Genomic DNA, 22,685 nt, shown 5'->3' on the forward strand with positions numbered 1-22,685 from the left:
ATCAGGCCGTCACGCCCACGCGCTCCCGCACGTCGCGCGTCGCCGCGAGGATGTTGCGCAGCGACGCCACCGTCTCGTCGTACCCGCGGGTCTTGAGCCCGCAGTCCGGGTTCACCCAGAGCTGACGGCCCGGGATCGCGCTGAGCGCCGTCTCCAGCAGCTCGGTGACCTCGGCGACCGACGGCACGCGCGGCGAGTGGATGTCGTAGACGCCCGGGCCGATGCCGTGCTCGAAGCCGGAGCGCTGGATGTCGTGGACGACCTCCATCCGGCTGCGCGCCGCCTCGATGCTGGTCACGTCCGCGTCGAGGTTGCGGATCGCGTCGATGACCACGCCGAACTCCGAGTAGCAGAGATGGGTGTGGATCTGCGTCGCGTCCGCCACCCCGGAGGTCGCGAGCCGGAACGAGCCGACCGACCAGTCCAGGTAGGCGGCCTGGTCGGCGCGCTTGAGCGGCAGCAGCTCGCGCAGCGCCGGCTCGTCCACCTGCACGACGCGGATGCCCGCGGCCTCCAGGTCCGCGATCTCGTCGCGCAGCGCGAGGGCCACCTGCCGTGCGGTCTCACCGAGCGGCTGGTCGTCGCGGACGAACGACCACGCGAGGATCGTCACCGGTCCGGTCAGCATGCCCTTGACCGGCTTCTCGGTCAGCGTCTGGGTGTACGTCGACCAGTCCACCGTGATCGGCTTCGGCCGCGACACGTCGCCCCACAGGATCGACGGGCGCGTGCAGCGCGACCCGTACGACTGCACCCAGCCGTTGCGGGTGACCGCGAACCCGTCCAGGTTCTCGGCGAAGTACTGCACCATGTCGTTGCGCTCCGGCTCGCCGTGCACGATGACGTCGAGGCCGATCTCCTCCTGGAGGTCGACGACGCGCTTGATCTCGGCCTGCATGCGGCCGAGGTACTCTGTCTCGTCGATAACCCCCGCGACGAGCTGGGCGCGGGAGCGCCGGATGTCCGCCGTCTGCGGGAACGACCCGATCGTGGTGGTCGGCAGGAACGGCAGGTGCAGCGCCTCGTCCTGGGCGGCCTGCCGCGCGTTGTACTCGCCGCGGCGGAAGTCCGCCCGGGTCAGCGCGGCCTCCCGCGATCGCACGGCCTCGACCCGCACGCCCGGAGCGGAGGCACGGTCGGCGAGCGCCGCCGTCGCCGCGGTGAGCTCGTCCTGCACGGCCTCGTGGCCGTCCACGATGCCGCGCGCCAGCACGGCGACCTGCCCGACCTTCTGGTCGGCGAACGCGAGCCACGACTTCAGACGCGCGTCGAGGTCCGGCTCGTCGTCCACGTCGTGCGGGACGTGCTGCAGTGAGGTGGAGGTCGACACCGCGACGTCCGGGCTCAGCGAGAGCAGCTCGGTCAGCGTCCCGAAGGCCGCCTCCAGGTCGCCGCGCCAGATGTTGTGGCCGTCGATCACGCCGCCGACGAGGGTTTTGCCGGCCAGCGCGGTGCGGGTGGCGGCGTCGAGCCCGGCCGGGATGCTGCCCCGCACCAGGTCGAGGGAGATGGCCTCCACCGGCGACGCGGCGAGCACGGGGAGGGCGTCGTCCAGGCTGCCGTACGGCGCCGCCACGAAGATCGCCGGCCGCTCGGCCGCGCCGCCCAGCTCGGCGTAGGCGGCACGGACCGCCTCCAGCACCTCGGTGCGCGGCTCCTCGATGCTCTCCGAGACGAGCGCAGGCTCGTCCAGCTGCACCCACGGCGCGCCGGCGGCGGCCAGGCGGGCCAGCAGCTCGCGGTAGACCGGCAGGAGGTCGGCGAGGCGCGACAGCGGACGGAAGCCCTCCGGCGCCTCGTCACTCGCCTTGCTCAGCAGCAGGAAGGTGACGGGGCCCACGATCACCGGACGGGTGACGAACCCGGCGGCGCGCGCCTCCTCGAACTGACGCACGATGCGGTCGGACGCGAGCCGGAAGGCCGTCTCCGGGCCGAGCTCCGGCACGAGGTAGTGGTAGTTGGAGTCGAACCACTTGGTCATCTCCAGCGGGGCCTTGTCGCCCTCGCCGCGGGCGATCGTGAAGTAGCCGGCCAGGTCGACCGAGCCGTCCGCCGCGGCGAGGTCCGCGAACCGGGACGGGATCGCGCCGACGGTCACCGCCGCGTCGAGCACCTGGTCGTAGAAGCTGAAGCTCTCCGGGATCGCGGCGTCGTCGCGGCCGAGGCCGAGCGCGGCGAGCCGCTCCCGGGTGGTTGCGCGCAGCGCGGCGGCCGTGGCCTCCAGCTCCTCTGCCGTGGTCTGCCCGGCCCAGAACGCCTCGACGGCCTTCTTGAGCTCACGGCGCCGGCCGATGCGCGGGTAGCCGATGATGGTGCCCACCGGGAAGGCGGTACGGGTGGTGGTGTCGGTCATGCGGGGTCGCCTGCTTTCTGCGAGGGGGTGGAGGTGGTGGATGAGGTCGGGTCCAGAAGGCCGACCCTCTCGAGGACCGAGAGGACGGCGGAGTGCTGGTTGAACGTGTAGAGGTGGATGCCGGGGGCGCCGCCGTCGAGCAGCCGCTGCGCCAGGCGCGCGGTCCACTCGATGCCGAGCTCGCGCCTGCCCTCCTCGTCGGGCTCGACCTCCAGCTGGATGGCGAGGTCGCTCGGGAGGTCCTCGCCACTGAGCTCCAGCATCCGTGCCAGGCGCGCGGGCGAGGTGACCGGCATGATGCCGGGGAGGATGGGGAAGGTCACGCCCGCGTCCTTCGCCTTCTGCGCGAACGAGAGGTAGTCCTCCGCGTGGAAGAAGAGCTGGGTGATCCCGAGGTTGGCACCGGCCGCCTGCTTGGCGAGCAGCGCGTCGATGTCCTGCGACACGGTCCGGGACGGATGCCCGTGCGGGAACGCCGCGACCGCGATCTGCACGTGCTCGCGGTGCGAGAGCACGGCCTGCGCCCGCAGCCCCGGCACGGGGAGCGCATCGTACGGGACGCGCTCGGCCTGCACCCGGTGGATGAGCTGCACGAGCTCCGCGGAGCTCTTGATGTCGCCCAGGCCGTCGTCTCCCGGCGCGAGGCCCGCGGGCGGGTCGCCGCGCACGGCCAGGAAGCGCCGGATGCCGGCGTCCAGGAACTCCCGGATCAGCCGGTTCGCCTCGGAGTGCGTCGACCCGACGCAGGTCAGGTGCGCCATCGGGCTGACGTCGGTCTGCTCCAGGATGTAGCGCAGCACCTCCAGCGACGACGAGCGCGACGAACCGTTCGCTCCGTAGGTCACCGAGATGAAGTCGGGACCGGCGGCGGCGAGGCGGTCGATCGTCGCGGGCAGCGCGGCCGCGGCGCGTTCGTTGCGCGGCGGATACAGCTCGAACGAGAACCGCGCGTCGGTACAGTCCATGATTCCTCGGGTGTCGATCAGCGTCACAGGCGGGCTCCTCCGATCGACGTCGGGAAACGTCGAATGGGAGGGGCGGGCGGGTGCCGGGCTCGGCTGTCGCACCACGTCAGCGGTCGCCCGCTTCGGTTGTGTAGGCACAGTAACAACGACGAAGGCCGGGCGGAAGCCGCTCCGTCATCTAGTGACACAGTGGTTCCGCCCGGCCTCCTTCACCGGTGCTCGCGCGCTCTAGACGGCGAACGGCTCGAACACGGACTGGTACTCCGGCATGATCCGTGCCCGCACCCGCGTGCCGTCCTCGACATACTCGGTCGACAGCACCCGGCCGCGCTCGTGCAGCGCCGACACCAGGTCCCCGCGGTCGTACGGGACGACCAGCTCCACCTCGACGGACGGGTCCGGCAGCAGCCGCGCGATCGCGGCGAGCACCTCGTCGATGCCCTCCCCGGTGCGCGCGGACGCGAAGATCGCGCCCGGCTCCAGACCGCGCAGGACGAGCCGGTCGTCGGCCGGGATGAGGTCGGCCTTGTTGAACACCACGATCTCCGGGATGTCCCGCGCACCGACCTCGCCGATCACGTCGCGGACCGTCGCGAGCTGCGACGCCGGGTCGGGGTGCGAGCCGTCGACCACGTGCAGGATGACGTCGGAGTCGGCGACCTCCTCCAGCGTCGAGCGGAACGCCTCCACCAGCTGGTGCGGCAGGTTGCGCACGAAGCCGACCGTGTCGGCCAGCGTGTAGAGCCGGCCGTCGGCGGTCACCGAGCGGCGCACGGTCGCGTCCAGCGTCGCGAACAGGGCGTTCTCGACGAGCACACCCGCCTTGGTCACCCGGTTGAGGAGGCTGGACTTGCCCGCGTTCGTGTACCCGGCGATGGCGACGGACGGCACCGCGTTGCGGTTGCGGTTCGCCCGCTTCGCCTCTCGGGCCGGCTTGAAGCCGGCGATCTGCTTGCGCAGCTTCGCCATGCGCGAGTGGATGCGCCGCCGGTCGAGCTCGATCTTCGTCTCACCGGGTCCGCGCGAGCCCATGCCGGCTCCCGCGCCGCCCACCTGGCCACCGGCCTGGCGGGACATCGACTCGCCCCAGCCGCGCAGGCGCGGGAGCAGGTACTCGAGCTGCGCGAGCTCGACCTGCGCCTTGCCCTCGCGGCTCTTGGCGTGCTGGCTGAAGATGTCGAGGATGACGGCCGTGCGGTCGATCACCTTCACCTTCACCACGTCCTCCAGCGCGCGACGCTGGCTGGGCGCGAGCTCGGTGTCGGCGATGACGGTGTCCGCGCCGAGGGCGCGCACGACCCCGGCCAGCTCCTCCGCCTTGCCGCGGCCGAGGTACGTGCTGGGGTCGGGGTGCGGCCGCCGCTGCAGGAGGCCGTCGAGCACGGCGGCGCCGGCGGTCTCGGCGAGGGCGGCGAGCTCGCGGAGCGAGTTCTCGGCGTCCTGGAGCGAGCCCTGCGAGTACACGCCGATGAGCACGACGTTCTCGAGGCGGAGCTGCCGGTACTCGACCTCGGTGACGTCCTCGAGCTCGGTCGAGAGGCCGGACACGCGGCGGAGCGCCGCACGCTCCTCGCGCTCGTACTGCTCGCCGTCGTGGCCGTCGCCGTCGGCGTCGCTCGACTGGAGCGCCTGCGCTCCGGAGCCGAACAGCGTCACGGTGGCGCGGTTCTGCTGGGTGGCGAGCACGCGCGCGACGACGTCGTCGACGGTGTGTCCGGCGGTCACTTCCGCGGTCTGCTCTTCGAAATCTGTTCGTTCGGTCATTCACTGTCCCCTGATCCAGGTGGGGTACACCCTAGTCTGTCTGTTCTGCCGTGTTTGTCTGATGGTCCGCGTCCTGTACGGTCCTCTATATGGCCAGCGGAGATCACTACTTCTCACCCGCTCCCGAGAGCGAATTGAACCTGCGGCCGTTCACCGCACGCCTGGCGGGCCAGACGTACGAACTGGTGACGGCGAACGGGATCTTCAGCCCCGAGCGCATCGATATGGGTACGCGAGTGCTCCTCGACCATGTCCCCTCCGCGCCGCCCGGAGGTCAGTTCCTCGACCTCGGCTGCGGCTGGGGGCCTCTGGCTCTCACACTTGCTCTCGAATCCCCTCATGCGACCGTCTGGGCGGTCGACGTCAACACCCGAGCGCTGGACGTGGTGCGCCGGAATGCGCAGAAGCTCGGTCTCACAAATGTTAACCCCGTGACGCCGGATGATGTTCCCGAGTCGCTGGAATTCACCACGATCTGGTCCAACCCGCCCATCCGGGTCGGCAAGAACGAGCTCCACGACATCCTGCTGCGCTGGCTGCCGCGGCTGGAGCCGGGCTCGGACGCGTGGCTGGTCGTGCAGCGCAACCTCGGCAGCGACTCGCTGCAGCGCTGGATCCAGGCGACCATGCCCGAGCTGACGACGACCCGCGCCGCCATCTCCAAGGGCTACCGCGTCCTCCGCACCCGCAAGCCCGCCGCCTCCTGAAGGCTCAGGCGAGCTCGAGGGTGCCGGTGTAGACCAGCTCGGCCGGGCCGGAGAGCGCGACGTGCTCACCGTCCTCGGTCGGGAACATCCGCACGCCGACCGTGCCGCCCGGCACCTCCACGCGCCACTGGTCGGGCGCGCCCGAACCGGCCCAGTGCCGGACGGCCAGCGCCGCCGCGGCCGCGCCGGTGCCGCAGGAGAGCGTCTCGCCGCTCCCCCGCTCGTGCACGCGCATCCGGATGCGGCCGACACCGTCGCGCACCAGCGGCTCCTGCGGCACGACGAACTCGACGTTGGCGCCGTCCTCGGGCTCCGGCTCGATGTGCGGGATGTAGGTGAGGTCGGCGGCCTCCAGCTCGGACTCGTCCGCGACCGCGACGACCACGTGCGGGTTGCCCATGTCGATGCCGAGACCGGGACGCGCGACCGGCAGCTCCTTGGCGCGCACCAGCGGCTCGCCGCCGTCGAGGCTCCACCGGCCGAGGTCGACCTGGAACCCGGTGAGGTTGCGCTGCACGTCGCGCACGCCGGAGCGGGTGCCGATCGGGAGGGTGTCGCCGTCGGCGAGCTCGGCCAGCCCGGACGCCAGCAGGTAGCGCACGTACACCCGGATGCCGTTGCCGCACATCTCGGCGATGGAGCCGTCGGCGTTGTAGTAGTCCATGAACCACTCGGCGCCGTCGTCCTCCGCAAGCGCCTCGGCGCCCTCCGGCAGGTGCGTGGAACGGACGGCGCGGATCACGCCGTCCGCGCCGATCCCGAAGTGCCGGTCGCAGATCGCGGCGATCTGCTGCGGCGTCAGCGGCTGGCGCCCGTCCGGGTCGGAATAGAGCACGAAGTCGTTGCCGGTCCCCTGACCCTTGGTGAAGTGGAGCGTCGCCATCGCACCAGCCTATCGGCCGAGCGCGTCCAAGGCGGCGGCGGTCAGGTCGGGATCGTCGTAGCCCAGCCAGTGGATGCCGGCATAGCGCTTGAACCAGCTCACCTGCCTGCGCGCGTACCGCCGGGTGAGCTGCTGCGTCGCCGCGACGGCCTCCGCGCGGGTCAGCTCGCCCTTCACCTCCGCGAGCGCCTGGGCGTAGCCGATCGCGCGGCGGGCGGTCACCCCGTCCTCCAGGCCGAGCGGGATCAGCCGCCGCACCTCGTCGGTGAGCCCGTCGCGCCACATCCTCTCGACCCGCGCGTCCAGCCGGAGGACGAGCTCCTCGCGTGGCGCCGCGAGCCCGAGCACGACGGTCGGCCGCCAAAACTGCGGCTCGTCCGGGAGCGCGCCGCTGACGGACTGCCCGGTGAGCTCGGCGACCTCCAGCGCGCGGACGATCCTCCGCCCGTTGGACGACCCGATGCGCTGCGCCGCCTCCGGATCGACCTCGACCAGCCGCCGGAACAGCATCCCCGGCCCCTGCGCCGCGAGTTCGGCCTCCAGCCGCGCCCGGAGCTCGGGGTCGGTCCCCGGGAACCGGAAGTCGAAGATCACGCTGGACACGTACAGCCCGGACCCGCCGACGAGGATGGGCGTCGCCCCGCGCCCGAGGATCTCCTCGATCACCCGCCGCGCCTCCGGCTGGTAGCGCGCGACGGTCGCCTCCTCGGTCACGTCGAGGACGTCGAACAGGTGGTGCGGCACACCGCGCCACTCGGCCGGCGGGAGCTTCGCGGTGCCGATGTCCATGCCCCGGTAGAACTGCATCGCGTCCGCGTTGACGACCTCGGCGGCGCGGCCCTGCTCGCGGAGTGCCTCCGCGAGGGCGAGCGAGAGCTCGGTCTTGCCGGTGCCGGTGGCGCCGACGATGGCGACGATGGAGGGCCGGCGCGCTCAGCGCTGGCCGTCCGACGGGTCGTAGATCGGCATCGTGCCGACACCCGGGGAGGTCAGCGGGTCGCGCGGGCGCAGCGTGGGCAGGCCGAGCGATACCCGGCCGGCCGCCTGCGCGCCGTCGCCGTGGGACGGCACCGCGCACGACTCGGCCTCCGCGCGGTCCCACGCGTCGCCCGCACGGGTGCGACGGATGGCGAGGGGAGCGCCGTCGGCGCTGTCCGCGATCAGGTAGTGCGGCGCGGCCTGCGTGATCCGCACGGTGACCACGTCGCCGGGGCGCGGGACGTCCGAACCCTCCGGCAGCTCGAAGTGCACGAGGCGGCTGTCGCGCGCCCGGCCGCTCAGGCGGTGCGTGTCGGCGTCCTTGCGTCCCTCGCCGTTGGCCACCAGCAGCTCGACCTCGCGTCCGATCAGGCGCTCGTTCTCCTCCAGGGAGATGCGCTCCTGCAGGGCGATCAGGCGGTCGTAGCGCTCCTGCACGACCTCCTTCGGAATCTGGTCGGCCATGTCGGCCGCCGGGGTCCCCGGGCGGATCGAGTACTGGAACGTGAACGCCGAGGCGAAGCGCGCCGCCTCGACCACGCGCATCGTCTCCAGGAAGTCCTCCTCGGTCTCGCCCGGGAAGCCCACGATGATGTCCGTGCTGATCGCCGCGTCCGGCAGCTTGGCGCGCACGCGGTCGAGGATGCCGAGGAACTTCTCCGACCGGTACGAGCGGCGCATCGACTTGAGGATGCGGTCCGAGCCGGACTGGAGCGGCATATGGAGCTGCGGCATGACGTTCGGCGTCTCCGCCATCGCGTCGATGACGTCGTCCGTGAACGCGGCCGGGTGCGGGCTGGTGAAGCGGATGCGCTCCAGACCCGCGATCTCCCCCGCCGCGCGCAGCAGCTTGCTGAACGCCTGGCGGTCGCCGAACTCGACGCCGTAGGAGTTGACGTTCTGGCCGAGCAGCGTGACCTCGATGGCGCCGTCCTCGACCAGCGTGCCGATCTCGGCGAGGATGTCGCCGGGCCGGCGGTCCTTCTCCTTGCCGCGCAGCGACGGCACGATGCAGAAGGTGCAGGTGTTGTTGCAGCCGACCGAGATGGACACCCAGCCCGAATACGAGGAGTCGCGCTTGGTGGGCAGCGTGGACGGGAACGTCTCCAGCGACTCCAGGATCTCGATCTCGGCTGCGTCGTTGTGGCGCGCGCGTTCGAGCAGGCCGGGCAGCGAGCCCATGTTGTGCGTGCCGAAGACGACGTCGACCCAGGGCGCCTTCTCGAGGATGACGTTCTTGTCCTTCTGGGCGAGACAGCCGCCCACGGCGATCTGCATCCCCGCGTGACGGCGCTTGACGCCGGCGAGGTGGCCGAGGTTGCCGTAGAGCTTGTTGTCGGCGTTCTCGCGGACCGCGCACGTGTTGATCACGACGATGTCCGCCTCGGCGCCGTCGGCCGGGACGTAGCCAGCGGCCTCCAGCGAGCCGCTGAGCCGCTCGGAGTCGTGCACGTTCATCTGGCAGCCGAAGGTGCGCACCTCGTACGTCCGCGGACGGCCGTCCTCGCTGAGGGCGGCCGGCGACGGCTCGAAGACGCGGGAGTGCTCGGCGGTGCTCAACTCGACGGTGCTCGACTCGATGGTGCTCATGATGCGTACGATTCTACGTTCGACCGGGACCGGAATCGAACGACCGCCCGACCCCCGTTCGCGCCTACTGGAATCGCACTCCGCAGCGACGCCCACGCGTGGCGAACGCCGCGTCCATCGCCTGCCGGACCACGGAGGAGTCGTAGCCCTTGCGCGCGAGGAACGCGTGCAGCCGCCGTCGCGCGGTGTCGTCGTCGTACGACGAGAGCTGCCCGATCCGCTTGACGGCCAGCTCGGTCGCCCGCTCCACCTCGTCCTCGTCCGCGATGTCGGCGAGCGCCTCCTCGATCAGCTCGGGAGCGATGTGGCGCCGCTTCAGGTCGAGTTCGATCGCCGATCGCCCCAGCCCCTTCCGGCTGTGCTGCGTGAATGCCAGCGACGCCGCGAGCGACGCGTCGTCGATCACGCCCATCGCCGCGAGCCGATCGAGCTCGGGACCGAACACCTCCGGAGCGATCTCCCGCTTGGTGAGCAACTGCTCCAGCTCCCACCGCGACATCCCCCGTCGAGCGAGCTGCCGGATCGTGACCCCCGACGCCTTCCGCGCCAACCGCTCGCTCTCCTCGTCGTCCGCGGGCGCCATGCCGGCGTCGCGCGAAGCGGCCGAGTGGGGCGAATCGGTCGCGACGGGCGCAGCGGTCGCGTCGACTGCCCGGGAACGCCGCACAGGCTCAGCCGCCCACGTGTTGTTCCACCGCTCGGACGCGTCGCCGGAATCCGGGGCCGTCGGCTCCTGTGCTCCCGGAAGCGCCGCCACAGGCCGCACCACGCCCGGCACACGCTCCCGCTTTGCCGATGCCGATCCGGCTGCGCGACGCAACGGCGTCACCGGAGCCACATGGTCAGACCCCTCGGCCCCCGCACCCTGGGATTCAGAAGGAAACCTCACGACCACAACAGCCCCCTCCTCATTCTTCTCCCGCTGATGCCAGTGCCGCCGTGCGCGCCGCCCGGCTCACGCCGAGCCCGCGCTCACGCCCCCTTACGAGCCTGCAGCTTCTTCTCCAGCGAGTCGACGTTGTCCGCCGCCGCCGGCGCCGCGGCCGCGTTGGGATCCGCGATGACACCGAGCTTGATGAGGATCTTGTGCTCGATCTCCGCGGCGACGTCGGCGTTCGCGATGAGGAAGTTGCGCGAGTTCTCCTTGCCCTGGCCGAGCTGGTCGCCCTCGTACGTGTACCAGGCGCCCGACTTCTTGACGATGCCGTGCTCCACGCCGAAGTCGAGGAGGCTGCCCTCGCGCGAGATGCCGACGCCGTAGAGGATGTCGAACTCCGCCTGCTTGAAGGGCGGCGCCATCTTGTTCTTGACGACCTTGACGCGGGTGCGGTTTCCGACCGCCTCGGTGCCGTCCTTCAGGGTCTCGATGCGGCGGATGTCGAGTCGCACCGACGCGTAGAACTTGAGCGCCTTACCACCGGCGGTGGTCTCGGGGCTTCCGAAGAAGACGCCGATCTTCTCGCGCAGCTGGTTGATGAAGATCATCGTGGTGTTCGTCTGGTTGAGCCCACCGGTGAGCTTGCGGAGCGCCTGCGACATGAGGCGTGCCTGGAGACCGACGTGGGAGTCACCCATCTCACCCTCGATCTCGGCCCGCGGCACGAGCGCGGCCACGGAGTCGATCACGATCAGGTCGATGGAGCCGGAGCGCACGAGCATGTCGGCGATCTCGAGCGCCTGCTCACCCGTGTCGGGCTGGGAGACGAGGAGGGCGTCGATGTCGACGCCGAGCTTGCGGGCGTACTCCGGGTCGAGCGCGTGCTCGGCGTCGATGAAGGCCGCGATGCCGCCGGCCCGCTGGGCGTTGGCGATGGCGTGCAGGGTCAGCGTGGTCTTACCGGAGGACTCCGGACCGTAGATCTCGACGATGCGGCCACGGGGCAGACCCCCGATGCCGAGGGCGACATCCAGAGCGATCGACCCGGTGGGGACGACCTCGACGGGGGCGCGCTCGTCGCTGCCCAGTCGCATGACCGAGCCCTTGCCGAACTGACGGTCGATCTGGGCGAGCGCGGTCTCGAGCGCCTTCTCGCGGTCTGCGGGTGATGGCATTGCGGTTCTCCTTCGTGGGCTTCGCTGACGAGTTCGACTGTATGGCCGACCGCCGACACTCCGGGTGTCGATCGACGGATCCGTGGACAACTCGTTTTCGATTGCTGCCTGTGCAGGAGTCTAGTCAGTTCCGAACATATCTTCGAGCGCGCTCACCGGCGTGTCGTCAGCGTTTCGGGGCGGGCATTCCCGCGCCGTACCAGTGCGACTGGGGCACGCCGGTCTCGCGGCACAGCGCGAGCCACACCTCCCGCGCCGGGATGCCGGCGTTCAGCGCCTCCTGCGCCGTGCGTCCGCCGAGCTCGCCGAGCACGAGGTCGGTCAGCAGCGCCTGCCCGTAGCCGGAGCCGAACTCGTCGGTGACGGCGCGCTGGAACTCGCTCAACTTCATGGGTTCACCTTAAACGAGGGGACGCCCCGCATCGTGCGGGGCGCCCTCACGGAATGTCGTGGATGTTCAGCGGGAGACGAGGTTCGCGTCCATGGCGGAGACGAAGTCGTCGGGGATGGTGTCGGGGATGACCGGCTCGAGGCCTTCGAGCACCGCGATGCGGTCGCCGACCTCGCGCATGATGACGGAGACCGGGGTCTCCAGAGCGTCGGCCACCGAGGCGAGGATCTCGCTCGACGCCTCCTTCTGACCGCGCTCGACCTCGCTGAGGTAGCCGAGGGCGACACTCGCCTTGCTCGCGACCTGGCGGAGGGTGCGGCCCTTCTGCAGGCGGAAGTCCCTGAGCACGTCGCCGATTTCCTGACGTACAAGAATCATTTCGGAGCCTCCTTCTTCTACCCTGCCGACGTATCGAATGGATGCCAACTGTACCGCATCCATGTCAGTCACGATATCCGCGACGACTGGGCTTTCGTTGTGAATGCAAGGAGTTGTAACCAGACGGAAACACCAGCTATTCCCTGGGCTGTGGCGGAGTCCGGAAGCACCCCCGAAGAGGTGTCAGCGCTCCGCGATCCCGAGCTCCACGGCCAGTTCGCGCACCGCCCGCGCGATCGTCTGCGAGCGGATCGACTGGCGGTCCCCCGCGAGCCTCAGCTCGACGGAACGGACACCCGCAGCCGACGCCACACCGACGTAGACCATGCCCACCGGGCGGCCGCCCTGCGCGTCGGGGCCGGCCACACCGGTGGTCGAGACGCCGAGGTCGGCGGGGCGCCCGTCGACGGCGAGCCGGTCACGCACCCCAGCGGCGAGCTGGCGCGCGACCTCCGGGTCGACCGGCCCCTCCCGCAGCAGGAGGTCGGCGTCCACCCCGAGCAGCGTGTGCTTGAGCTCGGTCGCGTACACGACCGCCGCGCCGAGCACGACCGCCGATGCCCCGGGGACGCGGGTCAGCTCTGCCGCGAGCCCGCCCCCGGTCAGCGACTCCGCGACGGCGATCGTCTGGCGGCGCTCGATGAGCGTGCGCACCACCCGGAAGGTGAGGTCGGCGGCGGCGACGTCGTCAGGCCCCGGCACGTTTGGCCCTCCGGCCGCGGTAGGCCTGCCAGAGATAGTCGAAGCCGGTCACGACGGTCAGGATCACGGCGGCGGTCATCAGGATGCCGTTCACCCAGAAGATCCAGTCGCCGAAGATCGTCCACAGCGGGAACAGCGCGAACGAGATGGCCACCGACTGCACGATGGTCTTGATCTTCCCGCCGCGGGACGCCGCGATGACACCCTGCCGGATGACCACGAACCGGTAGACGGTGATTCCGATCTCGCGCACGAGGATGACGATGGTGACCCACCAGGGCAGCTCGTTAAGGATCGACAGCGACACCAGCGCTCCGCCGGTCAGCACCTTGTCGGCGATCGGGTCGAGCAGCTTGCCGAGGTCGGTGACCAGGTTGTTGCGGCGGGCGATCGCGCCGTCCACGCCGTCTGTGGCGATGGCGAGCACGAACAGCACCGCCGCCGTCCAGCGCAGCGGGCCGTCCTGGCCGGCGTCGGCGAGCAGCATCCAGACGAACACCGGCGCGAGGAGGATGCGCACCACCGTGATCAGGTTGGGCACGTTCCAGTTGCTCGCGCGGTTCGTGCTGCCGTCCGCCGCGGCAGGCGGAGGCGTGTCGGGCACCGACATGCGGTCTACTCCCTGCCGGTCAGCTGCCAGGCGTCCTCGTCCGAGTCGCCGTCCTCTTCAGGATAGCCCTGGGTCATCTCCGCGACGGGGTCGGCTCCGTACCGGTCGCCGTCGTCGTGAACGGCAGCGGTGGGCTGGGGGCCGGCTGTCCCGCCGGCGCGGGAGCGGCAGCCGGACGCGACGGCGGCTCCTCCCCGCGCAGGCGCGCCAGCACCTGCGGGAGCTGCTCCGCGGTCGCGAGCACGTCGCGGGCCTTCGAGCCCTCGGACGGCCCCACGATCTCGCGGGACTCCAGGAGGTCCATGAGCCGGCCCGCCTTGGCGAAGCCGACCCGCAGCTTGCGCTGGAGCATCGACGTGGAGCCGAACTGGGACGACACGACGAGCTCGGCCGCCGCGAGCAGCAGCTCCAGGTCGTCGCCGATGTCCGAGTCGATCTGCTTCTTCTCCGCGGCCGCCGTGACGTCCTGCCGGTACTCCGGCCGGGCCTGGCGGGTGACGTGGTCGACCACCTTCTGGATCTCGTCCTCGTTCACCCACGCGCCCTGCACGCGCAGCGCCTTGGAGGCGCCCATCGGCAGGAACAGCGCGTCGCCCTGGCCGATGAGCTTGTCTGCGCCCGGCTGGTCGAGGATGACCCGCGAGTCGGTGACGCTGGTCACGGCGAACGCGAGGCGGGACGGGACGTTGGCCTTGATGAGACCGGTGACGACATCCACCGACGGGCGCTGCGTCGCCAGCACCAGATGGATGCCGGACGCACGCGCGAGCTGGGTGATGCGGACGATCGAGTCCTCGACGTCGCGCGGGGCGACCATCATCAGGTCGGCGAGCTCGTCGACGACCACGAGGAGGTACGGGTAGGGCTTGAGCTTGCGCTCGCTGCCCTCCGGCAGCACGATCTCGTTGTTGACGACCGCCTTGTTGAAGTCGTCGATGTGCCGGAAGCCGAAGCTCGCCAGGTCGTCGTAGCGCATGTCCATCTCTTTGACGACCCACTGCAGCGCCTCGGCGGCCTTCTTCGGGTTCGTGATGATGGGCGTGATGAGGTGCGGGACGCCGCCGTAGATCGTCAGCTCGACGCGCTTCGGGTCGATGAGCACCATGCGGACCTCGGACGGCTTCGCGCGCATCAGGAGGCTGGTGATCATCGAGTTGACGAAGCTCGACTTTCCGGAGCCGGTCGAGCCGGCCACCAGGAGGTGCGGCATCTTCGCGAGGTTCGCGACCACGAACCCGCCGCCGACGTCCTTGCCGACGCCGATTGTCATCGGGTGGACGCTCTTGGCGGCAGCCGGGGAGCGGAGGATGTCGCCGAGCGAGACGATCTCGCGGTCGCTGTTCGGGATCTCGATGCCGATGGCGGACTTACCGGGGATGGGCGAGAGGATGCGGACCTCGTTGCTCGCGACCGCGTACGAGAGGTTCTTGCTGAGCGCCGTGACGCGCTCCACCTTGACGCCGGGGCCGAGCTCGATCTCGTACTGCGTCACTGTCGGGCCGCGGGAGTAGCCCGTCACCTTGGCATCGACGCCGAACTGGGTCAGCACCTCGGTGATCGCCGCGACGATCTCCTCGTTCGCGCTGGAGCGGGTCTTCGCGGGCGTGCCCGCCGCGAGCATGGAGGCCGAGGGGAGGTTGTAGGGCGCGGTCGGCTGCACGTCGCCCTCGTCGACCGCGACGGTCTCGTCGAAGTCGTCGGCGCCGGCCTGGAAGCCCGGCAGCACGGCGGGCGCGGTCGGCACGAGCGGCGCCGCGGCCGCGGTCGGCGGCAGCTCGCCGGTGAAGCGCTGCAGCACGGTCTCCGCGTTGGCGAGCTCGCTGAGCACCTCGGTGTTGTAGTGGTCGCTCGCCGGGTCGGGCTCCAGCGCGGAGGCGAACTCGCCCTTGCCGCGCGCGGGAGCGCCGAACACGTCGGTGAGGTCGGCCGGGGCCTCGTAGTCCGGGTCCTCCTCGCGCTGGGACTTGTTGCGGCGCCACCAGGGCAGTGCGGTCTCGCCCTCCGGCTCGTCCAGCCCGTCGAGCTCGACCTGCTCGGTGCGCTGGTTCCTGCGCTCGTCCCTGGCCTCCTGGCGCTCCTCCTCCGTGGGGAGCTGCGCGCCGAACAGGTAGGCGTACAGCTCGCGGATGCGCGCGGGGAGCTTGTTAGGAGGCGTCTTGGTGATGATGAAGAGGCTGAGGATCAGCAGCAGGATGATGACCGCGGCGGCCCCGTACGGCGTGATCAGCCAGGACAGCGGGGCGGCGATGAGCCAGCCGAGCATCCCGCCGGCCTGCGCCAGCGCGGCGACGCCGTCGGTGGGCGACGGGTGGTGACTGAACAGGTGGCAGAGCCCGGAGACCATCAGCAGCAGGATGCCGAGGCCGATCCCGATGCGCGTGTTGTCGTGCACGGAGCTGGGATGCCGGAACAGCCAGGCCGCGAAGACCACCATGATCACCGGCAGCGCGAACGAGACCCGGCCGAACAGCAGGCCGAACGTCCACGAGTCGAGCGTGCGGGCCACCTGGTCATTGATCAGGAACCACTCCACGACCACCCCGGCGATGGCGAGCAGGACCAGGAAGAAGGGAAACCCGTCGCGGCGCTCCTCCTTGCTCAGCTTCTCCGGCCCGAGCGCGCGGAACGCGCCGCCGGTGAGGTGCGCCAGGCCCATCCAGGCGCGGACGAGCGGACTCGGTGCGTCGTCCGCTGCCGGGTACGCGACGGTCTTCTGGTTCTGCGTCTTCGTCGGGGTCTTGGCGGCCGTCTTGCGCGCCGTCGAGCCGCCGCGACCGGACCCCCGGGCGGACGAAGTCGACTTGGTGCTCGTAGCCATAGGTTCAACGCTACTTCGGACCCCCGGCAGGGGGACGGATCACGCGCTGATATCGGGGAAAATCGGCAGTGGGGCGACGGCTGTGAGGGACAGACGGTTGGGAGGGACCGCTCAGCGCACCGCGCGCACCATCGTGTCGGCCGTCGCGCGCGACTGGACCGTCACATACCCCTCGCTGACATAGAGCCGCTGGGCGAAGTTGCCGTGGTCGACGCTGAGGCTGAGGCGCGCCGCGCCGGAGGAGGCCGCGACGCGTCCGAGCTCCTGCAGGAGTGCGCGGCCGACGCCCTGCGCGCGCCACTGCGCATTCACGCCAAGGGTCAACTCGGGCACGCCGACGGCGACGAAACCCTTGCCGGGCTGGTCCGCCGGGAACAGCCGGGCCCAGCAGGCTCCGACGGCGGCGCCGTGCGCGTCCTCGGCCACGCAACCGAAGTCGCCCGGCCGCTTCCAGCCGGCGACGTAGCGCAGGACGGTCGGGTCCTCCAGGACTGCGACGCGCGGACGGGCGCGAGAGACGTCCCAGTTCGCCGCCTCCACCAGCATGTCGGAGAGGACGCGCGCGTCTTCTCCGTTCGCCGGGCGGATCCGGAACCCTGTCATGGCTGAACGCTACTCGCCGGCGTGTTTCGTGCGGGTTACAGGAGCCTCCGTCAGTAGCGGATGGCGTCGATCACCTTCACGCGCACCGCGACGAGTGCCGGCAGCAGACCCGCCAGTGCCCCCACCACCGTCGCGGCCACGAGCCCGATCACGGCGGCCTCGACCGGGAACGGCGGCATGTCCGCGATCATCCCGTCACCGAGGCGCTCCTCCACCCACGGGTTCTTCACGACCAGCACGGCGAGCGCGACGCCCGCCGCGCCGGCCACGACCGTCGCCACGACGCTCTCCATCATCACCGCGAAAAACACGCGCGCGCTGGTCGCCCCGAAGCTGCGCCGCACCCCGATCTCACGGATGCGGTGCCGCACCGTCACCATCGCGATGTTGACGAGCCCGAGCGCACCGAGCAGCAGGATGAGCACGGCGATGCCGCCGACGCCCAGCTTGAGGGGCAGGAGGGGGTCGGAGTCCCGGTATGCGAGGTAGTCCTGCCGATTTACGCTGACCATCCCCTGCCCGAGCGCCCGATCGAACTCGGCGCTAATCGCGTCGGTCAGCGGCTTCGCGAGTTCCGGCGGCACCCAGGCCTCGAGCGCGGCCGGTCCGAAGTCGGCCGACCGGCCCCCCGTGAGCCGATCCACGGCGGAGTTCAGGATGATCGCTGTCGGCTCGTCCCGCGAGTCGGGAGTCTTCATGACGCCGATCACGACGGCCGTGACCTTCGTGTCCCCCTTCCGCACGACGGCGGTGGGATGCGCGTCGAGCGCCGGCGAGCCGAGGCGGCGCCAGAACTCCTCGTTGACGATGATCGGGGGCGCGAGCAGTTCCGAGTCCGCCGGACGGAACCAGCGGCCCTCCTGTACGACAGTGCGGTGCATGGTCGCATACGACTGGTCGACAGTCTTCGCCATCAACGTCGTCACTCCGTCGCGGAACTGGACGGGCAGTTCGGCGTACCCGACCTTCGAGGAGAAGCGGATGTCGTGTCGCGTCAGGATGGTGGACCAGGCCGTGTCCATACGGTCATCGCTCGGCACGTGCTCTCCGGACGGCGAGACTGAGAGGAGGGCCGGGCGTCCACCGTTGCGTTCGCTGCTCTCGCGCATCCCCTGCTCGACGACGCTCGCGAGCCCCACGACCGAGCTGAGAGCGCACACAGCCACTCCGACCCCGATCAGGGACAGCAGCACGCGGGTGCGGTGGATGCGCACCTCCTGCCACGCCTCCACGATCGCGCCCCACAGCGCGGCGAGCGCGTTCATGCCGCCACTGCCGAGGTCGCCGCGTGCAGTCGTCCGGCGTCGAGCCGGTAGCCGACCTCCGCGCGTGGCCACCGCCGGGTCGTGCGTGATGAGGACCAGTGCGGCGTCGTTCTCGGCGGCGACCTCCTCCAGCAGGTCGATGACGCTCGTTCCGGTCTCGACGTCGAGCGCCCCGGTCGGCTCGTCGGCCAGGATCAGCCGCGGCCCGCGCACGAGCGCCCGAGCGATGGCCACGCGCTGCTGCTCCCCGCCGGAGAGCACCTCGGGGAGGGAGCCGAGACGGTGGCCGAGCCCGACGCGTTCGAGCATCTCGGTGGCGATGAGCCTGCGCTTCCAGAACCGCCGGCCGCTCGCGTAGAGCAGCGGGGTCATCACGTTCTCGAGCGCCGTCCGGCCGGAGAGCAGGTTGAACTGCTGGAAGACGAACCCGACGTCGGCGCCGCGGCGCCGGTCGCGCTCGCGGCCGCCGATCCGCTCGACCGGGACGCCCTCGAACTCGAACTCGCCGCCGCTCGGAGAGTCGAGGAGGCCGAGGATGTTGAGCAGGGTCGACTTGCCCGACCCGGAGCGCCCGACGACCGACACCCGCTCCCCCGCCGCCACGACGAGGTCGACGCCGTGGAGGATGGTGAGCGGTTCGGCATCGGGGACCTGCACGGTCTTGGTCACGCCGCTCAGGCGGAGCAGCGCGCTCACCCTCGCGCGTCCGGGCCGGTGCAGATCATGCCGTTGCCGCTCGGCACGCAGCCGCCCTCGGGGGTCTGCGCGCCCGGCACGAACTGGAGCACGGAGTCGCCCTCCTTCAGCCCCTCCGTGACCTCGACGGAGGTGCCGTCGGTGAGGCCGAGCGCGACCTGAACCTCCGCCGGGTCGCCGCCCTTCTCGTCCGGCACGTAGACGACGCCCTTCTCCGCGGAGCCCTTGACGGCCGTGGTGGGCACGGTGAGCACGTTCTCGGCGCGGCCGGCGGAGATCGTGAGATCGGCGCTCAGCCCGGCGAACACGGTGACGCCGGCGGGGACGGCGCAGCGCACAGTGGTCGTGGAGGCGCTGCCGCCGCCACCCGTCCCCGGCTCCGTGTTCGGGGCGGTGTCCGTCGCGGTCGCGGGGGGCGTCGTGATGGTCAGCCCGGTGCAGGTGAACGGCGCAGGACCGCCCTTGACCGTGACGGTGGCCTCGCTCGGCCGGTGGATCAGGCGGTACTGCTGCTCGGCCGGGAGCGTGGCCGACACCGAGAAGCTCGGCGGCGCGACCGAGCCGACCGTGTCGCCGGTCGCGACGCTCTGGCCGGCGAGCACCGGGAGCTCGCTCAGCACGCCCGCGATCGGCGCCGTGACCTCCGTGTAGCTGACGGCGGGCTTGCGCTCGGTGACGGTCTGCGAGCCGTCCGGGCCGGTCTCGACGACCGGGTCGCGCGGCGTCTCCACCTTGATGTCGAAGAGCACGGCCCCGGCCTCGATCGGCGAGCCGACCGTGGCCTGGACCTTGTTGACGGTTCCGGCCGCGGTCGCCCGCGCCGGGACCGCGTCGTCGGCCACGACCGACCCGGTCACCGTCACGTCGTTGACGATCGTGCCGGTCGCCACGGCGGTGACCGGATCGGTCAGCCGGCCGGTCGGCGTCGCCGGATCGGCGGCGGTGGACTCCCCGCTGGGGAAGAACGCCAGCTTCACCAGCGCGACGGCGATCGCCGCGACCAGCGCGATTCGGATGACCGGGAAGACCCAGCGTCGCATGACCCCCACATGCAGCCTTTCACTCGCGCGCGCCGACCCCCGGCGTCACGTGGTTTCCATCTTACATACCGTTCGCTGAAACTCCGCTCACGCCTCGATGACGAGCGGGACGATCATCGGCCGGCGGCGGTAGCTGGTGTTCACCCAGCGGCCGACCGTGCGGCGGACCACCTGGGAGAGCGCGTGCGAGTCGCGGACGCCGTTGTGGGCCGCGTCGGCGAGCGCCGCCGCGATCTTCGGCTTGACGGCGTCGAACACCGCGTCGTCCTCGGCGAAGCCGCGGGCGTGGATCTCGGGGCCGGTGACGATGCGGCCGCTGGCGGCCTCCACGACCACGATGATCGAGATGAAACCCTCCTCGCCGAGGATCCGACGGTCCTTGAGGTCGGCGTCCGTGATCTCGCCGACGCTGGAGCCGTCCACGTAGACGAAGCCGAGGTCGAGCTGGCCGACCACGCGGGCGACACCGTCGCGGAGGTCGATGACCGTGCCGTCCTCGGCGATGATCGTGTTCTCCTCCGGCACGCCGGTGTCCATCGCGAGCCGCGCGTTGGCGACCAGGTGGCGGTACTCGCCGTGCACGGGCATGACGTTGCGCGGCTTCAGGATGTTGTAGCAGTAGAGCAGCTCGCCCGCGGCCGCGTGGCCGGAGACGTGCACCTTGGCGTTGCCCTTGTGGACCACGTTGGCGCCGAGCTTCGTCAACCCGTCGATGACCCGGTAGACCGCGTTCTCGTTGCCCGGGATGAGGCTGGAGGCCAGGATCACGGTGTCGCCGTGGCCGACCTCGATCTGGTGGTCGAGGTTCGCCATCCGCGCGAGCACGGCCATGGGCTCGCCCTGGGAGCCGGTCGACATGTAGACGATCTCGTCGTCCGGCAGGTCGGCGGCCTTCTTGTAGTCGATGAGCACGCCCTCGGGCACCTTGAGGTACCCGAGCTCGGCGGCGATCGTCATGTTGCGCACCATCGAGCGGCCGAGCAGGGCGACGCGCCGGCCGTTGGCGGCGGCGGCGTCGAGGACCTGCTGCACGCGGTGCACGTGGCTGGAGAAGCTGGCGACGATCACCCGGCGCGGAGCGCGGGCGATCACGTTGTCGAGCACCGGGCCGATGGAGCGCTCGAGCGGGGTGAAGCCCGGAACGTCGGCGTTGGTGGAGTCGGCCATGAACAGGTCGACGCCCCTCTCGCCCAGTCGGGCGAAGGCGCGCAGGTCGGTGATCCGGTCGTCCAGCGGGAGCTGGTCCATCTTGAAGTCACCCGTGTGCAGCACCGTGCCCGCTGGGGTGGTGATGGCGACGGCGAGCGCGTCGGGGATGGAGTGGTTGACCGCGACGAACTCCAGGTCGAACGGGCCGAGCTGCTCGGTGCGGCCCTCCTTGACCGTCAGCGTGTACGGCTGGATGCGGTGCTCCTTGAGCTTCGCCTCCACGAGCGCGAGGGTCAGCCCGGAGCCGATCAGCGGGATGTCGGCGCGCAGCTTGAGGAGGTACGGCACCGCGCCGATGTGGTCCTCGTGGCCGTGGGTCAGCACCACGCCGAGCACGTCGTCGAGGCGGTCGCGGACCGGGGCGAAGTCGGGCAGGATCAGGTCGACGCCCGGCTGGTCCTGCTCGGGGAACAGGACGCCGCAGTCGACGATGAGGAGCTTGCCTTCGTATTCGAAGACGGTCATGTTGCGGCCGATCTCGCCGAGACCGCCGGTGGGGATGATTCTGAGCGTTCCCGGTTCGAGTGCCGGGGGCGCGGAGACGAGGTTGGGCATCTGCCCTCCAATGTTCAGGTGTGTACGTGCGTCCGGGCGTCGTGCCCGGGTGGATCCGGCCGCTCTGCGGCCTTAGCGTGTGGCGCCGGCGATCTTGGGCAGCGCACCGCCGGCGGCGGCGTTGCGATCGGGGCGGAAGTTGCGGAAATCGGCGCCCGGGATGTCGCGGACGAGGTCGAGCTCGTCCTCGATCTGGGCGGCCTCCCACTCCTCCGGGCCGACCAGCGGGAGACGGACGCGCGGGCTGGAGATGCGCCCCAGCCCGTGCAGGATGTACTTGGCCGCGACAGTGCCGGGGACGTGCGTCATGACGGCGCGGACCAGCGGCTCCAGCTTCTGGTGGGCCGCCGTGGCGGTGGCCAGGTCGCCGGCGTTGACCGCGTCCACGATCTGGCGGTACGGGGTCGCCGTGATGTTGGCCGTGACGCCGATGAGGCCCGTGGCGCCGATCGCCAGGTGCGGGAGGACGTTGGCGTCGTCGCCCGAGAAGTACATCAGGTCGGTCTGGTTGAGCACCCGGCTGACCTCGCTGAAGTCGCCCTTGGCGTCCTTGATGGCGAGCACGTTGGGGTGCTTGGCGATGCGCAGGATGGTCTCGTACTTGATCGGGACGCCGGTGCGGCCCGGGATGTCGTAGAGGATGACCGGCAGGTCGGTGGAGTCCGCGATCATGCGGAAGTGCGTGAGGATGCCGGCCTGGGTCGGCTTGTTGTAGTACGGCGTGACGATCATGACGCCGTCCGCGCCGGCCTTCTCGCTCTGCTTGTAGAGCTGGATGGCGTGAGCGGTCTCGTTGGAGCCGCCGCCCGTGATGATCTTGGCCCGGCCGCCCGCGACCTCCTTGCCGACCTCGACCAGGCGGAGCTTCTCGGCGTCGGTGAGGGTGGAGGTCTCCCCGGTGGTGCCGGTGACGACGATGCCGTCGGCGCCGGCGACGATCACGTCGTCCATGTGCTTCTCCACGCCGGCCCAGTCGACCTCGCCGTCGGCGGTGAAGGGCGTGACCAGGGCGACGAGCACCTGGCCGAAGGGATTAGCGGGAGCAGCCATGGGATCAAGGCTATCGGGTCGGGCCAGGCGACCGCCTCCCCGCCGGCCGATCTGTGGAGAGCTCGTGCCGCAGCGG

The 22,685-nt window shown here is 70.8% G+C and carries 18 protein-coding genes and 2 pseudogenes; 1 reads left to right on the top strand and 19 read right to left on the bottom strand.

Going from position 1 to position 22,685, the window contains the following annotated elements:
- Position 1: 1 nt before the first annotated feature.
- From metE to hflX, 3 genes are all read right to left on the bottom strand, one after another.
- A complete protein-coding gene (gene metE / locus ACQ86L_RS04770; protein ID WP_434317892.1) occupies positions 2-2,353 on the bottom strand; it encodes a 5-methyltetrahydropteroyltriglutamate--homocysteine S-methyltransferase in 2,352 nt (783 codons plus the stop codon).
- Complete coding sequence (locus tag ACQ86L_RS04775; protein ID WP_434317893.1) at positions 2,350-3,345, bottom strand: methylenetetrahydrofolate reductase; 996 nt, start codon at positions 3,343-3,345, stop codon at positions 2,350-2,352. Before ACQ86L_RS04775 ends, metE begins: the two co-directional genes overlap by 4 nt.
- A 201-nt stretch (positions 3,346-3,546) precedes the next feature.
- Positions 3,547-5,082: a GTPase HflX gene (gene hflX, locus ACQ86L_RS04780; RefSeq protein ID WP_434317894.1), complete on the bottom strand. Its 1,536-nt coding sequence runs from the start codon at positions 5,080-5,082 to the stop codon at positions 3,547-3,549.
- Positions 5,083-5,171: 89 nt separating this feature from the next.
- Between hflX and ACQ86L_RS04785 the strand changes: the two genes are divergently transcribed.
- A complete protein-coding gene (locus ACQ86L_RS04785) occupies positions 5,172-5,789 on the top strand; it encodes a class I SAM-dependent methyltransferase (protein WP_434317895.1) in 618 nt (205 codons plus the stop codon).
- Positions 5,790-5,793: 4 nt separating this feature from the next.
- Here ACQ86L_RS04785 and dapF read toward each other — a convergent pair whose 3' ends face one another.
- The 16 genes and pseudogenes from dapF to dapA form a co-directional block, all read right to left on the bottom strand.
- Positions 5,794-6,672 carry a diaminopimelate epimerase gene (gene dapF / locus ACQ86L_RS04790; RefSeq protein WP_434317896.1) on the bottom strand — a complete coding sequence of 293 codons (879 nt, stop codon included), beginning with the start codon at positions 6,670-6,672 and terminating at the stop codon, positions 5,794-5,796.
- 9 nt (positions 6,673-6,681) lie between these two features.
- Positions 6,682-7,590, bottom strand: coding sequence for a tRNA (adenosine(37)-N6)-dimethylallyltransferase MiaA (miaA, locus tag ACQ86L_RS04795; protein WP_434318843.1), 909 nt, complete (start codon positions 7,588-7,590; stop codon positions 6,682-6,684).
- 15 nt (positions 7,591-7,605) lie between these two features.
- Positions 7,606-9,240, bottom strand: a complete 1,635-nt coding sequence (gene miaB, locus ACQ86L_RS04800) for a tRNA (N6-isopentenyl adenosine(37)-C2)-methylthiotransferase MiaB (protein WP_434317897.1) — start codon at positions 9,238-9,240, stop codon at positions 7,606-7,608.
- A 64-nt stretch (positions 9,241-9,304) separates the two neighbouring features.
- Positions 9,305-9,907, bottom strand: coding sequence for a regulatory protein RecX (locus ACQ86L_RS04805; protein ID WP_434317898.1), 603 nt, complete (start codon positions 9,905-9,907; stop codon positions 9,305-9,307).
- Positions 9,908-10,212: 305 nt separating this feature from the next.
- The gene (gene recA / locus ACQ86L_RS04810) at positions 10,213-11,292 is read right to left on the bottom strand and encodes a recombinase RecA (protein WP_434317899.1); all 1,080 of its coding nucleotides are present in this window, start codon (positions 11,290-11,292) and stop codon (positions 10,213-10,215) included.
- Between the two features lie 166 nt (positions 11,293-11,458).
- Positions 11,459-11,683: a DUF3046 domain-containing protein gene (locus tag ACQ86L_RS04815; protein WP_434317900.1), complete on the bottom strand. Its 225-nt coding sequence runs from the start codon at positions 11,681-11,683 to the stop codon at positions 11,459-11,461.
- Between the two features lie 66 nt (positions 11,684-11,749).
- Positions 11,750-12,061, bottom strand: a complete 312-nt coding sequence (locus ACQ86L_RS04820; protein ID WP_345834619.1) for a helix-turn-helix domain-containing protein — start codon at positions 12,059-12,061, stop codon at positions 11,750-11,752.
- 183 nt (positions 12,062-12,244) lie between these two features.
- The gene (locus ACQ86L_RS04825; protein ID WP_434317901.1) at positions 12,245-12,763 is read right to left on the bottom strand and encodes a CinA family protein; all 519 of its coding nucleotides are present in this window, start codon (positions 12,761-12,763) and stop codon (positions 12,245-12,247) included.
- A complete protein-coding gene (gene pgsA, locus ACQ86L_RS04830) occupies positions 12,750-13,373 on the bottom strand; it encodes a CDP-diacylglycerol--glycerol-3-phosphate 3-phosphatidyltransferase (protein WP_434317902.1) in 624 nt (207 codons plus the stop codon). Before pgsA ends, ACQ86L_RS04825 begins: the two co-directional genes overlap by 14 nt.
- A gap of 5 nt (positions 13,374-13,378) precedes the next feature.
- Positions 13,379-16,191, bottom strand: a pseudogene (locus ACQ86L_RS04835) (DNA translocase FtsK 4TM domain-containing protein).
- Positions 16,192-16,302: 111 nt separating this feature from the next.
- Positions 16,303-16,794 carry a GNAT family N-acetyltransferase gene (locus tag ACQ86L_RS04840; RefSeq protein WP_434317903.1) on the bottom strand — a complete coding sequence of 164 codons (492 nt, stop codon included), beginning with the start codon at positions 16,792-16,794 and terminating at the stop codon, positions 16,303-16,305.
- A gap of 50 nt (positions 16,795-16,844) precedes the next feature.
- Positions 16,845-18,059 (bottom strand): ABC transporter permease, encoded by a 1,215-nt coding sequence (locus ACQ86L_RS04845; RefSeq protein WP_434317904.1) that lies wholly within the window; start codon positions 18,057-18,059, stop codon positions 16,845-16,847.
- Positions 18,056-18,755, bottom strand: a pseudogene (locus ACQ86L_RS04850) (ABC transporter ATP-binding protein). Before ACQ86L_RS04850 ends, ACQ86L_RS04845 begins: the two are co-directional and overlap by 4 nt.
- Positions 18,752-19,795, bottom strand: a complete 1,044-nt coding sequence (locus tag ACQ86L_RS04855) for an efflux RND transporter periplasmic adaptor subunit (RefSeq protein WP_434317905.1) — start codon at positions 19,793-19,795, stop codon at positions 18,752-18,754. Before ACQ86L_RS04855 ends, ACQ86L_RS04850 begins: the two are co-directional and overlap by 4 nt.
- 87 nt (positions 19,796-19,882) lie before the next feature.
- Complete coding sequence (locus ACQ86L_RS04860; RefSeq protein WP_345834611.1) at positions 19,883-21,559, bottom strand: ribonuclease J; 1,677 nt, start codon at positions 21,557-21,559, stop codon at positions 19,883-19,885.
- A 72-nt stretch (positions 21,560-21,631) separates the two neighbouring features.
- Positions 21,632-22,609: a 4-hydroxy-tetrahydrodipicolinate synthase gene (gene dapA, locus ACQ86L_RS04865; protein ID WP_345834610.1), complete on the bottom strand. Its 978-nt coding sequence runs from the start codon at positions 22,607-22,609 to the stop codon at positions 21,632-21,634.
- Between the last annotated feature and the right edge of the window lie 76 nt (positions 22,610-22,685).

It is taken from the genome of Leifsonia sp. P73 (genome assembly GCF_051059105.1).
Classification (GTDB): domain Bacteria; phylum Actinomycetota; class Actinomycetes; order Actinomycetales; family Microbacteriaceae; genus Leifsonia.

What these genes read in the sequence shown, in the direction of transcription:
- dapA (WP_345834610.1), bottom strand. Translation starts at nt 22,609, where the DNA reads ATGGCTGCTCCCGCTAATCCCTTCGGCCAGGTGCTCGTCGCCCTGGTC.
- ACQ86L_RS04820 (WP_345834619.1), bottom strand. Translation starts at nt 12,061, where the DNA reads ATGATTCTTGTACGTCAGGAAATCGGCGACGTGCTCAGGGACTTCCGC.
- ACQ86L_RS04785 (WP_434317895.1), top strand. Translation starts at nt 5,172, where the DNA reads ATGGCCAGCGGAGATCACTACTTCTCACCCGCTCCCGAGAGCGAATTG.
- ACQ86L_RS04840 (WP_434317903.1), bottom strand. Translation starts at nt 16,794, where the DNA reads ATGACAGGGTTCCGGATCCGCCCGGCGAACGGAGAAGACGCGCGCGTC.
- recA (WP_434317899.1), bottom strand. Translation starts at nt 11,292, where the DNA reads ATGCCATCACCCGCAGACCGCGAGAAGGCGCTCGAGACCGCGCTCGCC.
- pgsA (WP_434317902.1), bottom strand. Translation starts at nt 13,373, where the DNA reads ATGTCGGTGCCCGACACGCCTCCGCCTGCCGCGGCGGACGGCAGCACG.
- metE (WP_434317892.1), bottom strand. Translation starts at nt 2,353, where the DNA reads ATGACCGACACCACCACCCGTACCGCCTTCCCGGTGGGCACCATCATC.
- ACQ86L_RS04855 (WP_434317905.1), bottom strand. Translation starts at nt 19,795, where the DNA reads ATGCGACGCTGGGTCTTCCCGGTCATCCGAATCGCGCTGGTCGCGGCG.
- ACQ86L_RS04860 (WP_345834611.1), bottom strand. Translation starts at nt 21,559, where the DNA reads ATGCCCAACCTCGTCTCCGCGCCCCCGGCACTCGAACCGGGAACGCTC.
- ACQ86L_RS04845 (WP_434317904.1), bottom strand. Translation starts at nt 18,059, where the DNA reads ATGAACGCGCTCGCCGCGCTGTGGGGCGCGATCGTGGAGGCGTGGCAG.
- ACQ86L_RS04815 (WP_434317900.1), bottom strand. Translation starts at nt 11,683, where the DNA reads ATGAAGTTGAGCGAGTTCCAGCGCGCCGTCACCGACGAGTTCGGCTCC.
- miaB (WP_434317897.1), bottom strand. Translation starts at nt 9,240, where the DNA reads ATGAGCACCATCGAGTCGAGCACCGTCGAGTTGAGCACCGCCGAGCAC.
- dapF (WP_434317896.1), bottom strand. Translation starts at nt 6,672, where the DNA reads ATGGCGACGCTCCACTTCACCAAGGGTCAGGGGACCGGCAACGACTTC.
- hflX (WP_434317894.1), bottom strand. Translation starts at nt 5,082, where the DNA reads ATGACCGAACGAACAGATTTCGAAGAGCAGACCGCGGAAGTGACCGCC.